At 40.2% G+C, this 14,969-nt stretch carries 12 protein-coding genes; 6 read left to right on the top strand and 6 right to left on the bottom strand.

Translation table 11 applies throughout. The features are described 5' to 3' along the window. The first annotated feature begins 151 nt into the window (after positions 1-151). The 4 genes from A9J31_RS09875 to A9J31_RS09860 all read left to right on the top strand — a co-directional run bounded on the left by A9J31_RS09875 (position 152) and on the right by A9J31_RS09860 (position 6,323). Positions 152-1,360, top strand: a complete 1,209-nt coding sequence (locus tag A9J31_RS09875; protein ID WP_067764932.1) for a carbohydrate porin — start codon at positions 152-154, stop codon at positions 1,358-1,360. A gap of 171 nt (positions 1,361-1,531) precedes the next feature. Then, positions 1,532-3,937 carry a glucose/quinate/shikimate family membrane-bound PQQ-dependent dehydrogenase gene (locus A9J31_RS09870; protein WP_067764929.1) on the top strand — a complete coding sequence of 802 codons (2,406 nt, stop codon included), beginning with the start codon at positions 1,532-1,534 and terminating at the stop codon, positions 3,935-3,937. A 264-nt stretch (positions 3,938-4,201) separates the two neighbouring features. After that, positions 4,202-5,845: a nitrite/sulfite reductase gene (locus A9J31_RS09865; protein ID WP_067764926.1), complete on the top strand. Its 1,644-nt coding sequence runs from the start codon at positions 4,202-4,204 to the stop codon at positions 5,843-5,845. Then, the gene (locus A9J31_RS09860) at positions 5,838-6,323 is read left to right on the top strand and encodes a DUF934 domain-containing protein (RefSeq protein ID WP_067764923.1); all 486 of its coding nucleotides are present in this window, start codon (positions 5,838-5,840) and stop codon (positions 6,321-6,323) included. The genes A9J31_RS09865 and A9J31_RS09860 overlap by 8 nt, the downstream gene beginning before the upstream one ends. Before the next feature lie 70 nt (positions 6,324-6,393). On the opposite strand, the gene A9J31_RS09855 is transcribed toward A9J31_RS09860, so the two are convergent. From A9J31_RS09855 to A9J31_RS09845, 3 genes are all read right to left on the bottom strand, one after another. Next, complete coding sequence (locus A9J31_RS09855; protein ID WP_067764920.1) at positions 6,394-6,843, bottom strand: VOC family protein; 450 nt, start codon at positions 6,841-6,843, stop codon at positions 6,394-6,396. 179 nt (positions 6,844-7,022) lie between these two features. Next, positions 7,023-8,198: a thiolase family protein gene (locus tag A9J31_RS09850; RefSeq protein WP_067764917.1), complete on the bottom strand. Its 1,176-nt coding sequence runs from the start codon at positions 8,196-8,198 to the stop codon at positions 7,023-7,025. A gap of 108 nt (positions 8,199-8,306) precedes the next feature. Next, complete coding sequence (locus A9J31_RS09845; RefSeq protein WP_067764914.1) at positions 8,307-8,828, bottom strand: GspH/FimT family protein; 522 nt, start codon at positions 8,826-8,828, stop codon at positions 8,307-8,309. A 379-nt stretch (positions 8,829-9,207) separates the two neighbouring features. Here A9J31_RS09845 and omp38 point away from each other — a divergent pair, with 379 nt between their 5' ends. Further along, a complete protein-coding gene (gene omp38, locus A9J31_RS09840) occupies positions 9,208-10,257 on the top strand; it encodes an outer membrane protein Omp38 (protein ID WP_067764911.1) in 1,050 nt (349 codons plus the stop codon). A gap of 100 nt (positions 10,258-10,357) precedes the next feature. Continuing rightward, positions 10,358-10,903: a peptidase C39 gene (locus A9J31_RS09835; RefSeq protein ID WP_067764908.1), complete on the top strand. Its 546-nt coding sequence runs from the start codon at positions 10,358-10,360 to the stop codon at positions 10,901-10,903. A 62-nt stretch (positions 10,904-10,965) separates the two neighbouring features. Here A9J31_RS09835 and A9J31_RS09830 read toward each other — a convergent pair whose 3' ends face one another. The 3 genes from A9J31_RS09830 to A9J31_RS09820 all read right to left on the bottom strand — a co-directional run bounded on the left by A9J31_RS09830 (position 10,966) and on the right by A9J31_RS09820 (position 14,899). After that, a complete protein-coding gene (locus A9J31_RS09830) occupies positions 10,966-12,429 on the bottom strand; it encodes an amino acid permease (protein WP_067764905.1) in 1,464 nt (487 codons plus the stop codon). Between the two features lie 2 nt (positions 12,430-12,431). After that, positions 12,432-13,463 carry a methyltransferase gene (locus A9J31_RS09825; protein WP_067764902.1) on the bottom strand — a complete coding sequence of 344 codons (1,032 nt, stop codon included), beginning with the start codon at positions 13,461-13,463 and terminating at the stop codon, positions 12,432-12,434. A gap of 65 nt (positions 13,464-13,528) precedes the next feature. Then, complete coding sequence (locus A9J31_RS09820) at positions 13,529-14,899, bottom strand: uracil-xanthine permease family protein (RefSeq protein ID WP_067764899.1); 1,371 nt, start codon at positions 14,897-14,899, stop codon at positions 13,529-13,531. Positions 14,900-14,969 lie beyond the last annotated feature (70 nt).

Below are 14,969 nucleotides of genomic sequence, written 5' to 3'. Positions count from 1 at the left end.
GGTAAATTAAATCAAAATAAAAAAGTTAAACAAAGCTACAAAAAATAGGTGTAATATATACAAAATATCTATAAATAAGTAGGTCTGCTATATGTGCTTCTCTCCCAAATTTACCGTAGTTGCAGCCGCCCTAACTTCAATCGTATCAAGTATGACTTTTGCTGCTGGAAACTCAGCCTTTAGTGCTGAAAGCCAATGGATGCTTGGTGATTGGAATGGACAAAGAACTGAATTGCAAAATAAAGGTTATGATTTTAATTTTGGCTACGGTGGTGAATTAGCCACTTTGCTCGATTCAAAATATGCCTCAAGTCATGGCACTGAATATGCAGATCAATTTGTTATAGGTGCTCACTTAGACTTAGAAAAGATAGCAGGATGGGCGGATACCGAAGCGCAAATTAACATTACAGAGCGTAATGGTCGATCTCTCTCTCAAACCTCTGATGCCTTAAATGGTCAATCTACAGGTGTTGATAATGGACATTTAAGTGCGACCCAAGAAGTGTGGGGTCGTGGTCAAACTTGGCGTTTAACAGATTTTTGGATCAAGAAAAAATTCTTAGACCAAAAATTAGATATTAAAGTCGGTCGTTTTGGTGAAGGTGAGGATTTCAACAGTTTCGATTGTGATTTTCAGAACTTAGCTCTATGTGGCTCACAAGTAGGTAACTGGGTGGGCGACCAATGGTACAATTGGCCAGTTTCACAATGGGCGGCTCGTGTTAAATACAACGTAAACCCAGAATTTTATGTACAAACTGGTGTGTATGAATACAACCCTGAAAACTTAAAACGCAGTAAAGGTTTCAATCTGAGTACTGATGGTTCTAAAGGTGCCATTATACCTGCTGAAGTGGTATGGACACCCAAAGTCGGCGAGCAAAAATTACCAGGTGAATACCGTGTAGGTTATTACTACATTAGCGCCGATGCAGATGTTGTTGCTAATCCAAATCATGAAAAAGATCATCATCAAGGTGGCTGGTTCGTTGCGAAACAACAATTGACTGCACATCAAGAAGACACATCACGTGGCTTAACTGGGTTTATCAATGCCACCGTGCACGATACTAAAACCAATAATGTAAGTGATATGCAAAATATTGGCTTGGTCTACAAAGGCGCATTCGATGCGCGTCCCAAAGATGAAATCGCAGTAGGTCTTGCCCGTATTAGCATCAATGATGACCTAAATGATGGTCGTAGTGAAGAATACGATGCCGAAATTTATTACGGCATCCATGCAACAAACTGGTTAACCATTCGTCCAAATGTGCAATATGTTCGTCATGTTGGTGCATATAAAAATGGTGAAAATGCTTGGGTGGGCGGTCTGAAGTTCCAAACAGCATTTTAATTTTTGCGTAAAAAGAGTTTTTATAAAAGCAATTCAACCTAGTGCATTAGGATAAAAAAATACTCTATATCGAATTGTTTTTTTAACAGCTTCTTTTTGCGACAGAACAAGGTGATGCGTATGAGCTTATTTATACGCATTGTAAAACATTCGACAATAGAGGTGGTCAACATGAGTAATCCATCTACAGGAACAGGAATGCGGACATTTACCGTCGTTGTGATGGCAATTTTCGGTCTTGTTCTTCTTTTTGGTGGTATCTGGCTGGCAGTCCTTGGTGGGTCTTGGTACTACATCATTGCTGGTCTGTTGATGTTTGCATCAGCTGTATTCTTAAGAAAAAATCAAAGCTCTTCCCTATATATTTATGCCATATTGATGATTGGTACGATTATTTGGGGACTTTGGGAAGTCGGTTCAGACTTCTGGGCACTTGCACCACGTTTTGATATTTTAGGTTTACTGGGCCTGTGGCTGTTAATTCCAGCAGTCACTCGTGGCATATTGGACAGTAAAACCAGCAAAATTGCTTTATCAAGTACTTTAGCTATTGCCATTGTGGTGATGATTTATTCTATTTTTAATGATCCACAAGAAATACATGGTGAAATTAAAAATACTCAACCTCAAGCCGCTGCGGCAATTGAGGGGGTTGCTCCTGAAGATTGGCCTGCCTATGGTCGTACTCAGGGTGGGGTACGTTATTCACCATTGACTCAAATCAATAGCGACAACGTGAAAGATTTGGAAGTTGCCTGGACTTTCCGTACTGGTGAAATGCCAACAGAAAATGACTCAGGTGAAACTACCAATCAGGTGACGCCAATTAAAGTTGGCAACAACATGTTTATGTGTACAACACATCAACGTTTAATTGCACTTGATCCTGCGACAGGCAAAGAAAAATGGGCATTCGATCCGAAACTGAAAGCGGATAATACCTATCAACATTTAACTTGTCGTGGCGTATCTTATTTTGATGCAGCGAACACGACTCAATTTGCAAAAAGTTTAGTCAACAAACGTTCAAGCTCAACAGAATGTCCACGTAAAGTGATCTTACCAGTGAACGATGGTCGTTTGGTTGCGGTGAATGCAGATACAGGTAAAGCATGTACTGACTTCGGTCATAATGGTCAGGTCGATCTACAAAAAGATATGCCTTATCCTTATCCAGGTGGTTATATTCCAACATCACCTCCAGTTGTAACTGGTACAACCATTGTGATTGGCGGTTCAACTACAGATAACTTCTCGACTAAAGAACCATCAGGTGTTATTCGTGGTTACGATGTCAACACTGGTGAATTGTTGTGGATTTTTGATACTGGTGCGCAAGATCCAAATGCTATGCCGGGCGAAGGTCAAAAATTCTCTGTGGCCTCTCCGAATGCATGGGCACCTTTGGCTTATGACGAAAAACTCGATATTGTTTATGTACCAACAGGCGTAGGCACACCAGATATTTATGGTGGTCATCGTACTGAACTTGATGAACGTTATGCGAACTCAATGTTGGCATTAAATGCATCGACAGGTAAATTGATTTGGAACTTCCAAACAACCCATCATGATTTGTGGGATATGGATGTACCATCTCAACCCTCATTGGCGGAGATCAAAGATAAATCAGGAAATACAGTACCTGCAATTTATGTCTTAACTAAAACTGGTAACGCGTTCGTGCTCGACCGTCGTACAGGTAAAGCAATTGTTCCAATCACTGAGAAACCTGTGCCACAAACAGTGAAACGTGGTCCACAAACGAAAGGTGAGCGCTACTCAGCAACTCAACCGTTCTCGGATTTTGATTTAGCACCAAAAGATAAGTTGACGGATAAACAAATGTGGGGCGCAACCATGTTTGACCAGTTGATGTGTCGTGTTTATTTCAAATCATTGAACTATGATGGCATTTACACTCCACCTTCAGAAAACGGTACTTTAGTATTCCCAGGTAACTTGGGTGTATTTGAATGGGGGGGGATGTCGGTCAACCAAGACCGTCAAGTGGCTGTGATGAACCCAATTGGCTTGCCATTTGTGACTAAGTTGATTCCTACAGATCCGAACCGCGCGCAAACAGCGAAAGGTGCAGGTACTGAACAAGGCGTTCAACCGATGTATGGTGTACCTTATGGTGTAGAAATTAAAGCCTTCTTGTCACCACTTGGTCTACCTTGTAAACAACCATCTTGGGGCTTTACTGCAGGTGTTGATTTAAATACCCATGAAGTTGTTTGGAAAAAACGTATCGGGACGATTCGCGACAGTCTTCCAAATTTATTCCAACTTCCAGCAGTAAAAATTGGTGTTCCTGGTCTTGGTGGTTCAATTTCGACTGCGGGTAATGTGATGTTTGTTGGTGGTACGCAAGATAACTATATGCGCGCAATCAATGTAACCAATGGCGATACTTTGTGGGAAGGACGTTTACCAGCAGGTGGTCAAGCGACACCAATGACTTATGAAATGAATGGTAAGCAATATGTTGTGATTATGGCCGGTGGACATGGTTCATTTGGTACTAAAATGGGTGACTATTTAGTGGCCTATGCTTTACCAGATAAAAAATAATTGGCTTTAAAAAACCAAGAAAAGAAAGTCCGATTCGTCGGGCTTTTTTTATGTAACTGTATATGAGTAAATGTGCTAAGCAATGATAAAAATAATCAATATAGAGAAATAGATGAAATGAGTGCCTGCAATCCGCTATATCAGTGAAATTACGATTGTCTTATCAATAAAATCGCTATTAAATATGTAAAAAACGCATTTTCTTGATAGATCAAATCTCGTTATGCTGTGCACCGTTATAATAGAAATTACTAGCTGTACGCCATGTATTTATATACTGATTTTGACCAGCAACTGGTTAATGAACGTGTTGCACAGTTCCGTGATCAAACGGAACGTTATTTAGCAGGCAAATTGACGGAAGATGAGTACCGTCCACTGCGTCTTCAAAATGGCCTTTATGTACAACGTTATGCGCCAATGCTGCGTGTTGCTGTGCCTTATGGTCTAATGAACTCAAAACAATTACGTAAAATTGCACAACTTGCTCAAGACTACGACCGTGGTTATGCGCACGTTTCAACACGTCAAAACATTCAGTTCAACTGGCCTGCACTAGAAAACGTGCCTGACATGTTGCAAGAGCTTGCATCTGTTCAAATGCATGCGATTCAAACCTCAGGGAACTGTATTCGTAATACCACGACTGACCAATATGCAGGTGTGGTTGCAGGCGAAATTGCAGACCCACGTCCAACGTGTGAATTGATTCGTCAATGGTCAACATTCCATCCTGAATTTGCATTCTTGCCTCGTAAGTTCAAAATTGCAGTGTCTGCACTTGAAGAAACTGACCGTGCTGCAACATCTTTCCATGATATCGGTGTGTATATCGTGAAAAATGAAGCAGGTGAGATCGGCTACAAAATTAAAGTCGGTGGTGGTTTAGGTCGTACACCTGTCATTGGTAGCTTTATTCGTGATTTCTTGCCACGTGAAGACCTTATTGCATACCTAGAAGCCGTGCTTCGTGTCTATAACTTGCATGGTCGTCGTGACAATAAATATAAAGCGCGTATCAAAATTTTAGTGAAAGCACTGACACCAGCTGTATTTGCTGAAAAAGTTGAAGCTGAATTTGCACATACCATCAAGACTTTAAAAGTTGATGCAGACACCTTGAAAAAAATGGATGAGAACTTCACACCATTTGATTATCAAGACTATGCAGATGAAGACTTTGGTGAACAATTTGCAGCTGAGCCAAAATTCAAACAATGGTTCAATATCAACACCAATGCGCATAAAGTTAAAGGCTATCGTATTGTGACCATTTCACTGAAACGTGCGGGTATTGCACCGGGTGATATGACTGTTGAAGAAATGAATTTGATTGCAGATCTTGCTGATAAATATACTTTTGGTGAGTTCCGTACGACGCATGAACAAAATATTGCACTTGTTGATGTACCGCAAAAAGATTTATTCGAATTGTGGAAAATCCTTGATCAACACAATTTGGCACGTGCACACATTGGCTTCTTAACAGACATTATTTGCTGCCCAGGTGGTGATTTCTGTTCATTGGCAAATGCGAAATCAATTCCAATTTCTGAAGCGATTTCACGTCGTTTTGACGATCTTGATACCATTTATAACCTTGGCAAAATCGACTTGAATATTTCAGGTTGTATGAATGCTTGTGGTCACCACCATGTAGGTAACATTGGTATTTTAGGTGTAGATAAAAAAGGCGCTGAATTCTACCAAATTACCTTAGGTGGTAATGCGGATCATGATGCTTCAATTGGCGATATTCTTGGCCCATCATTTGCGGCTGACGTTGTACCAGATATTATTGATGAAATTTTAAATACTTATCTTGATCTTCGTACTGAAGGTGAAGGGTTTATTGATACTTACCGCCGTGTTGGTATTCAACCATTTAAGGAGCGTGCATATGCTTAATACCGCACTTCAAGTCCTCACTAAAGATGGCTCTGTTACTAATAATACCTATCAAGTGATTGGTGAAGATGGTGTGTTGCCACAAGGTGATGTGGTCTTAACCGTTGAGCAATTAGATCAATTGGCGAATATTAGCGGTAAAAAAGGTTTATTCGTTACAGTTGATGCATCTCCTGAAGATCATCAATTTCCATTAGATCAGCTAGATACAATTTTCATCGATTTTGCAGGCTTTAATGATGGTCGTGGCTATTCATTTGCTGCATTGTTACGTCGCCAAGGTTTCCAAGGTGAACTTCGTGCAACAGGTGATGTCTTTAAAGATGTGTTGAATTACATGAAACGTTCAGGTTTTGATAGTTTTGTGGTTAAAGAAGGCAAGGATATTACTGAGGCTGCTGCAGGTTTAGGTGATTTTACTAACCCTTACCAAGCTTCAACTGCGGTGCCGCAAGCGCATTATCAAACAGGTGCTTAAGTGCCGTGATTGATTAAAAAAGCCTCCGTTCGGAGGCTTTTTTATTGATCGAAATACTTTTAATGAGTGATTATTCGTTTTCAAGCTGGCAATTGACCATCCATTTAATACCGAACTGATCGGTAAATGCGCCATAGAGTGCTCCCCAAAAGGTTTTATCCAAGGGCATTTCAATTGTTCCATCTTTTGATAACGCGTCAAAAAGTTGTTTTGCTTGATCCTGTTCAGATGATGCTAGATTAATAGAAATATAGTGATTCGTACCGACAGTAAAAGGTTGGTTGGTTTGTGCGCAAAACTGCTCATTTACATCTGAAGCCATTAAAGTTGTGAACTCATTAATCGGCAGGGAGATATGCATAATTTTTTGCTTGTCGGTTTCAGATAGCTGGATACCATCTTCAGCGGGTAAATCACCGTAACGCATGAGATTCAAAAACTCTCCGCCAAATACAGATTTGTAAAAATTAAAAGCTATTTCAGTATTGCCTTGAAAATTTAGATAGTGATTGAGTTGCATGTAAAGCCTTTTTTTTGTTGTTTTGATGGTTCTAATTTAACAGGCTTAAGCAGAATAAAAGATGAAAAAGTGTAAGTATAAAAAACACCTCAAAAGAGGGATTTAAAATTCTATAGGAAGGGGAGTAAAAGCCCCTCTCTCTAGCTCTCTCCCGAGGGAGAGAGAATTAAAACAGTAAATTAAAGCAGTTCAATCGCCACAGCAGTTGCTTCGCCACCACCAATGCATAGCGCTGCAATACCACGTTTGCCACCTGTGCGTTTCAGTGCATGAATCAAAGTCAAAATGATACGTGAACCGGTAGAGCCGACAGGATGGCCTAGTGCACAAGCACCGCCATGAATATTGACTTTTTCTGGGTCTAATTTGAATTCATCTATCGGACACATGGTTACCATGGCAAAAGCTTCATTGATTTCCCACAGGTCAACATCCGCAACAGACCAACCAGTTTGATTTAAAACTTTTTGAATGGCACCAACAGGCGCAATGGTAAATTCTGATGGATGCTGTGAGTTTGAGGCATAAGCCACGATTTTAGCTAAAGGACTTAAACCTTTGCTTGCTGCTTGTTCTGCCGAAGTAAGCACCAACGCAGAAGCCCCATCAGAAATTGAACTGGCATTAGCCGCGGTAATGGTGCCATCTTTGGCAAACGCAGGACGTAATGTTGGGATTTTTTCTAAATTAGCGTTAAAAGGTTGTTCATCTTTATCAATGACCACATCGCCTTTACGACTTGAAACTGTAACAGGTACGATTTCATCGGCAAAGTAACCTTCATTGATTGCAGTTTGCGCACGTTTCAGTGAACGGATCGCAAAGTCATCCATTTGTTCACGGGTATAACCTTTTGTATTTGCCATGTCTTGAGCAAATGAACCCATTAGGCGGCCTGTTTCAGCATCTTCTAATCCATCAAGGAACATGTGATCTTTAACGTCACCATGGCCCATGCGATAACCTGAACGTGCTTTAGTGAGGACATAAGGTGCATTACTCATAGATTCCATACCACCAGCAACTACGAAATTTGCAGAACCGGCTTTAATCATATCTGCTGCTTGCATTACGGCCTTCATACCTGAACCGCATAGCTTATTAATCGTAACTGCGCCTGTACTATCCGGTAGTCCAGCTTGTCGCATAGCTTGGCGTGCAGGACCTTGCTTCAATCCAGCAGGTAGAACACAGCCCATAATCACTTCTTCAATATCATTTGCTTGTAAACCAGAGCGAGCTACAGCTTCTTTGATTGTTACAGCACCAAGTTCAGGTGCGGTTACAGATGCTAGGCTGCCTTGGAAACCACCCATTGCAGTACGTGCACCATTTACAATTACGATTTCTGTCATTTTTATGCTTCCATTGTTCTGTTTAAAATTTCAAAATCCAAAGCAGTATAGGCAAATTTAGCTTTCAATAAAGTGAATTTCAAAGATGTTCGTAGACGCATCGGTTCTCTAGCATGTTGATGGATTTTCGATTCGAATGTGTGCCATCTTGCTCATAATGATTCTTTGATGCGGAAGATCAGATTTAGAACAATAATAGAAACTTCCATTAGAACCAATGGGTAAACCGGATAAAGCTTGAAAGGTTAAACTTGGAGTGCTGAGCGTTCCGCGCCAATTTAAATCACCATATTTTAGGTTGAGTGCTTCTTGGTATAAAATTTTTTCATTCGAATCAACTTGTCGATTCTTATTTTGATCGATAAAAATTAAAAAGCCTGTATTCCAATGATTGGATTGACATTGTTTTAGATCAGGCGTTGGGCATATCACAATGTTTGCATGGTATAGAGATGCATGGTTACGTGCATAATGGCTTGAGCTGATAATTGTTGCTTTAACTTTCTTGATTTCTCGTTCTGCCATCATTTTATGGAAGTGAGGCAATGCAATTGTTGTAATGATGGCGATAATGAGAATGGTAATAATGATCTCAAATAGTGTAAAACCATTTTTTATTATATAAAACATTTATTTAATCCTAATTTTAATATTATTTTTCTTTGTCTAGTGTTATAAATATGCTTTGATCGTTTTATGAATTTTGAGTATAGAATTTTATTACTCAATTTTTGATAAAGCTGTTAAAATAAAAATAGCAAGTGACAATAGGCGATTCACTGCTCAAAATTGAGTAAAAATTTACCGAATTACAACGGAAATTGTAAGTAATTTTGTCAATAATTTACTTGATTAGATTAATCAAGCACTTGGAAAAAGAATAAAGTGTTTGTATGATTCAGCGTGAATAGCTTAAAAAAAAAACTGGGGTATAAGAAAGCCTATCTCAGGATAGCCAATTTTTCGGCTTGAGCTTGAACAACAATTGTTATCTCTGGAGGATAAATCCATGAAAATGAGTCGTATTGCATTAGCAATGCTCGTAGCTGCTCCTTTAGCAGCTGCAAACGCAGGCGTAACTGTTACTCCATTAATGCTTGGTTACACTTTCCAAGATTCTCAACACAACAACAGCCGCGGTAACTTAACTGAAAGTCCTGAGCTACAAGACGACTTGTTTGTTGGTGCAGCACTTGGTGTTGAATTAACTCCATGGTTAGGTTTCGAAGCTGAATACAACCAAGTTAAAGGCGATGTGGATACTGATTGGGGTGAGTACAAACAAACTCAAATCAATGGTAACTTCTATGCTACTTCTGATTTGATCACTAAAAACTACGACAGCAAAGTTAAGCCATATGTATTGTTAGGTGCTGGTCACTACAAATACAAATTTGACGACGTAAATGCTCGTGGTGCTGGTACTGACCGTGGTACTACTGAAGAAGGTACTTTGGGTAATGCTGGTCTAGGTGCTTTCTGGCGCTTAAACGATGCTTTATCTCTACGTACTGAAGCTCGTGCTACTTACAACATTGACGAAGATTTCTGGAACTATACAGCTTTAGCTGGTCTTAACGTAGTTCTTGGTGGTCACCTTAAACCAGCTGCTCCTGTAGTTGAAGTTGCTCCTGTAGCTCCTGTAGCTCCTGTAGCTCCAGCTCCACAAGAGTTGACTGAAGACCTTAACATGGAACTTCGTGTGTTCTTTGATACAAACAAATCAAACATCAAAGATCAATACAAACCTGAAATCGCTAAAGTTGCTGAAAAGTTAGTTGAATACCCTAACGCTACAGCAAACATCGAAGGTCACACAGATAACACTGGTCCACGTGCTCTAAACGAACGTTTATCACTTGCTCGTGCTAACTCTGTTAAATCTTCACTTGTTAACGAATACAACGTAGATCCAGCTCGTCTTTCTACTCAAGGCTTTGCATGGGATCAACCGATCGCTGACAACAACACTAAAGAAGGCCGTGCTATGAACCGTCGTGTATTCGCGACTATTTCTGGTAGCCGTACTGTAGTGGCTCAACCTGGTCAAGCTCAATAATTTGAGTTTTACTTAGGTAAAGAAAAGCGGCTCTGATGAGCCGCTTTTTTTATGCTTAAATATAAGTAAAATTTAATATTCAGTAAAATTGAGTGTATTCATGAGCATTGATATCCCTGAAGATTTGCAAAATTTAGAAGCCAATGGTGGTATCTATGCAATTTGGATGATTTTTCATCACTATGGTGTTGATCTTGATATTACGGATTTGGTCCAATTGTGTAGACATAATAATCAAGATGGTACCTTTGGAATTGCACTTGCTGTTGGCCTTAAAAAACTTGGACTTGATGTGGATTTTTTTACAGAACATGATCCTGAACAGCATCAAACTGAAATTGAATGTTATCTTGAAGCAAATGAATTAAATATTCCTGTAAATGGTGTCTTGGGCTATCAAGAAATCCAGCAGCTTGTTGAAGCTGGACGCTTTGTTATTGTGTATTACGATACTTTAGAGGGGGTGGGGAATCATTCGCTCATTTATTCTATGGATGAGCATGAGATTTGTTTTTTTGATAGTTTTGATGCAATGTCTGCAGGTCTGTTTCAGCAGCAACGCGAACAGCCTGGTATATGTCAGCAAGTAATCGTTATTGATGATCGAAATTTTGTAATGAGAGATGAAGAATTTACAGACGTGTAAATTTATAAAAATATTAAATTTCTAGGATAAAAAAAGCAGCTCGAAAGCTGCTTTTTAAATATTTAGTCTTGATCAACATTCATGGGTTTAACATCCATTTCTTGATACGCAACTAATTTGGTTTTATTTTTCCATTTATATCCAAGCCAGATCGCAAGGAACAATGGAAGGCTGATATAGGTAGATAAAACTCCCATCCAGTCACCAGATTGAACCGCTTGATAGTTTTGACCTAGGACAACAATGGCACATAAAATGAATGCAAACCAAGGTGCGAAAGGGAAGAACTTGGCTTTGTATGCGAGGTCTTCAAGTTTATAACCTTGAGCTAAGTAACCTTTACGGAAGCGGTAATGTGAAATTGCAATACCTAACCAAACGATAAAGCCACACATACCAGACATGTTGAGCAACCAGTTAAATACTTCTTGCTCACCTAAGAATGTGGTTAAGAAGCATAGCGCTGCAATAGCAGTTGTCGCATACAGTGCATTCATTGGTACGCCACGGGGGTCAAGGCGTGCAAACCATTTTGGTGCGCTACCTTTACGTGCCATATCAAACAGCATACGTGTAGAGGAATACATCCCAGAGTTACCCGCTGATAAAATTGCAGTGAGAATCACGGCGTTCATTAAGCTGGCAGCAAATGCAAAACCTGCTTTTTCATAAAGGAGCGTAAAAGGTGAAAGGGTAATGTTGTCTGTCGCTGCAGCTTGTAATAGACGTGGATCATCGTAGGCAATGAGCGTACCAATGATGAAAATACACACTACATAGAACAATAAAATACGCCAGAAGATTTGTTTAATCGCAACAGGAATCGTTTTCTTAGGATCTTTAGATTCACCAGCAGCAACACCAACCATCTCTGTCCCTTGGAAAGAGAATCCTGCAATCATCGCCACACCAATCAATGCTTGGAGACCACCTACAAATGGTGCTTCACCTTTGGTCCAGTTTGCAAATGCAGGGACATCAGAAGTAAGCATGATCTTACCAATCATGAATAAACCAATGATGATGAATGCAATAATCGCAACGACTTTAACCAATGAGAATAAAAACTCACTTTCACCAAAGCCTTTTACGGTTAAAGCGTTAATGGCAAAAATAATTGCTAAGAATATCGCACTCCAGTAGAAACCTGGAATGTCTGGAAACCAAAATTTCATAATGAATTGGACTGCGACCAATTCAAATGCAACGGTAATGGCCCAGTTATACCAATAGTTCCAACCCAATGCGAAGCCAAAGCCACCTTCGACATACTTTGTACCATAGGTAAAAAATGCACCAGAAGTAGGGTTATGTGTTGCCAACTCACCTAAACTGGTCATCAAGAAGTAAATCATGATACCAATTAAGCAATATGCGAGTAGGGCGCCGCCTGGGCCAGCGTTGGCAATGGTCGCACCCGATGCAAGGAATAAACCTGTACCGATTGAGCCACCAATTGCAATCATATTGAGATGGCGAGCGCCCAGCTTACGTTTAAGCTGGGTCGGTTGTTGTGTTTCGCTCATCATTATTCCTTAATATTTTTTTGCGTGCTCGCAAACAAAACTTTAAAACCTTGTTGGTCTGCTTTAATTGTGCATTGACCGAAATTTTGCTCAATTAATGTTGGGTAATTGAGGAATCGGTTAGCAACGATCCACAGTTCACCCCCAGACTTTAAGTGTCTGCGCGAGGTCTTGCAGAGATTTTCGCTGGCATTGTAGTCTGTTTGAATCCCTTGATGAAAGGGGGGATTGCTGACAATGGCATGTAAAAATAGTGGAGCATCCTGAATGCCTGTGACTGCTTTAATCTCAAGTTGTTCAGGTTCAAGCTGATTTTGCTCAAACGTCATTTGTGTAGAGGTTAATGCAAAAGCATCGACATCCATCGCAAAAATACGATTTTTAGGATTGAGTTTGGCTAAATACGCACTAATCACCCCAGCGCCACAGCCAAAGTCGGCAATTTTACCTGATGTCACTTTAGACAAATAAGGTAATAAAGTTGCTGTACCGACATCAAGTCGATTCTGACTAAAGACACCTGGCAATGCGCAAATGGTTAATTCGCCATTTGGCGTATCAACTGTATATTGTTGTACCCATTCGCTTAATGGTTTAGGAGTAATGGTCTTTTCTAAATGGGTTTGCCACATTTGACAGTGACGTGCACTGTCAATTTTTAAAGTTTTGCCATAAGGTTGCATTTGCTTAGCGGCACGTTCTACGCCACCTTTTTTCTCACCGACTAGAAAAATAGATGAGCCAGCACTCAAATGACTTGCAACATTGTGTAAAAGGTAATTGAGTAATTCTTTTGATTTCGGTACAAAAATAACAGCTTGATCAAATTCACCCTCGGGAAATTCGACACCAAAATGTACTTTTGATTGTTGTGATTGAAAATATTGGTAGTCATTAAAATTCCAACACCAGATTGAAGCGGTGATGTCATCAGTGAATTGACTCAATAAGTCATCTGTCGGTGCATTAATAAAGAGCACCCGACCTTTCAATAAATCGATTTGTCGCATGACGACTTCGCTTGTTAGATCCATTGATCTCTCCATCACAAAAAACACTGCCCAGGCAAATGCCTAGGCAGTGTTAAAGACAAATGAACTTATTTCTTCACTTCTGGAAGAACAATATTCAATATAAGGGCAGCAATACCACCAGTTGCAACGCCTGAACTGAAGATATTACGGAACAATTCAGGAAGGTGTTCAAGAATTTGTGGTACTTGTGCAACACCTAGACCTAGTGCCAATGAAATAGCGATGATCAGTAGGGCACGACGATCTAGATGAACACCTGACAAAATATTGATGCCAGATGCTGCTACAGCACCAAACATCACCATAACTGCGCCACCTAAAACGGCTTGCGGAACAGCTTGAATAACCCCAGCAACAGCGGGTAATAAACCTAAGATGATCAGTAAGGCTGCAATCCAAATACCCACATAACGGCTAGCTACACCTGTTAACTGAATTACCCCATTATTTTGTGCAAATACAGAGCTTGGGAACGTGTTAAAGATACCAGCAAGGAATGAATTTGCACCATTGACCAATACACCACCTTTAATACGCTTCATCCATTCAGGGCCATCTACTGCTTGGTTTGAAAGCTTAGAAGTGGCAGTAATATCACCAATTGCCTCTAAAGAGGTTACTAGGTAGATAAATGCCATTGGAATGAAAAGGCTCCAAGAAAAGCTTAAGCCAAAGTGCATAGGTGTTGGGACTTGAATAAGCGGCGCATCTTTTAAACCATCGAAGTTCAAATGACCCATAAAGCCTGCAAGGATATAACCCACGACTAAGGCAATTAAGATGGCAGAACTTTTCACCCATGTAATACGTACACGATTCAGTAAGATAATAAGTGCCAAAACTGTACATGACATGATGAGATTGTCTGCATTGGCAAAGGTTTTATCCCCCATGGCTTGATAACCACCACCCATGCTGATCAGGCCTTCTTTAATTAAGGTAAGACCAATCAATAACACGACAATACCGGTGACTAAAGGTGTGATGAGTTTTTTTACCCAAGGTAAAATACGTGAAACACCCATTTCAATGAACGAACCAGCAATGACCACACCAAAAATTGATGCCATCACGGCTTCAACAGGTGTCCCTGCTGCAACCATTGCCGAGCCAATACCAATAATAGGTCCAATAAAGTTGAAACTTGTGCCCTGTACAATGAGAAGACCTGCACCAAAAGGGCCCACTTTTTTACATTGCAAGAACGTTGCAATCCCTGAGATCACCAATGACATCGAAAGAATCATATTGGTGTCTTCTTTGGACACGCCAAGTGCTAAACAGATCAGCAAACCAGGTGTCACAATTGGGACAATAATGGCCAATAGATGTTGGAACGCTGCTAAAAATGCGATAAGTGGTTTAGGTCGATCATTAAGTCCATAGACTAAATCAAGTTGATCTTTGGGGGTGGGAGATTGATTGATATCAGACATGCGGCACTGAAAATTAAGGCTAGGTGGCGCTATTCTAATCTGTTTACACAGCTTTACAAAACCTAAAGCG

The organism is Acinetobacter gandensis (assembly GCF_001678755.1).
Lineage (GTDB): Bacteria > Pseudomonadota > Gammaproteobacteria > Pseudomonadales > Moraxellaceae > Acinetobacter > Acinetobacter gandensis.
The sequence above is the reverse complement of the archived record's forward strand: the minus strand, read 5'-3'. Positions and strand labels throughout refer to the sequence as shown.

Bases quoted from the DNA above. Each gene is read 5' to 3' on its own strand.
- A9J31_RS09825 (WP_067764902.1), bottom strand. From the start codon at position 13,463: ATGGATCTAACAAGCGAAGTCGTCATGCGACAAATCGATTTATTGAAA.
- A9J31_RS09855 (WP_067764920.1), bottom strand. From the start codon at position 6,843: ATGCAACTCAATCACTATCTAAATTTTCAAGGCAATACTGAAATAGCT.
- A9J31_RS09830 (WP_067764905.1), bottom strand. From the start codon at position 12,429: ATGAGCGAAACACAACAACCGACCCAGCTTAAACGTAAGCTGGGCGCT.
- A9J31_RS09860 (WP_067764923.1), top strand. From the start codon at position 5,838: ATGCTTAATACCGCACTTCAAGTCCTCACTAAAGATGGCTCTGTTACT.
- A9J31_RS09875 (WP_067764932.1), top strand. From the start codon at position 152: ATGACTTTTGCTGCTGGAAACTCAGCCTTTAGTGCTGAAAGCCAATGG.
- A9J31_RS09870 (WP_067764929.1), top strand. From the start codon at position 1,532: ATGAGTAATCCATCTACAGGAACAGGAATGCGGACATTTACCGTCGTT.
- A9J31_RS09850 (WP_067764917.1), bottom strand. From the start codon at position 8,198: ATGACAGAAATCGTAATTGTAAATGGTGCACGTACTGCAATGGGTGGT.
- omp38 (WP_067764911.1), top strand. From the start codon at position 9,208: ATGAAAATGAGTCGTATTGCATTAGCAATGCTCGTAGCTGCTCCTTTA.
- A9J31_RS09820 (WP_067764899.1), bottom strand. From the start codon at position 14,899: ATGTCTGATATCAATCAATCTCCCACCCCCAAAGATCAACTTGATTTA.
- A9J31_RS09835 (WP_067764908.1), top strand. From the start codon at position 10,358: ATGAGCATTGATATCCCTGAAGATTTGCAAAATTTAGAAGCCAATGGT.
- A9J31_RS09845 (WP_067764914.1), bottom strand. From the start codon at position 8,828: ATGTTTTATATAATAAAAAATGGTTTTACACTATTTGAGATCATTATT.
- A9J31_RS09865 (WP_067764926.1), top strand. From the start codon at position 4,202: ATGTATTTATATACTGATTTTGACCAGCAACTGGTTAATGAACGTGTT.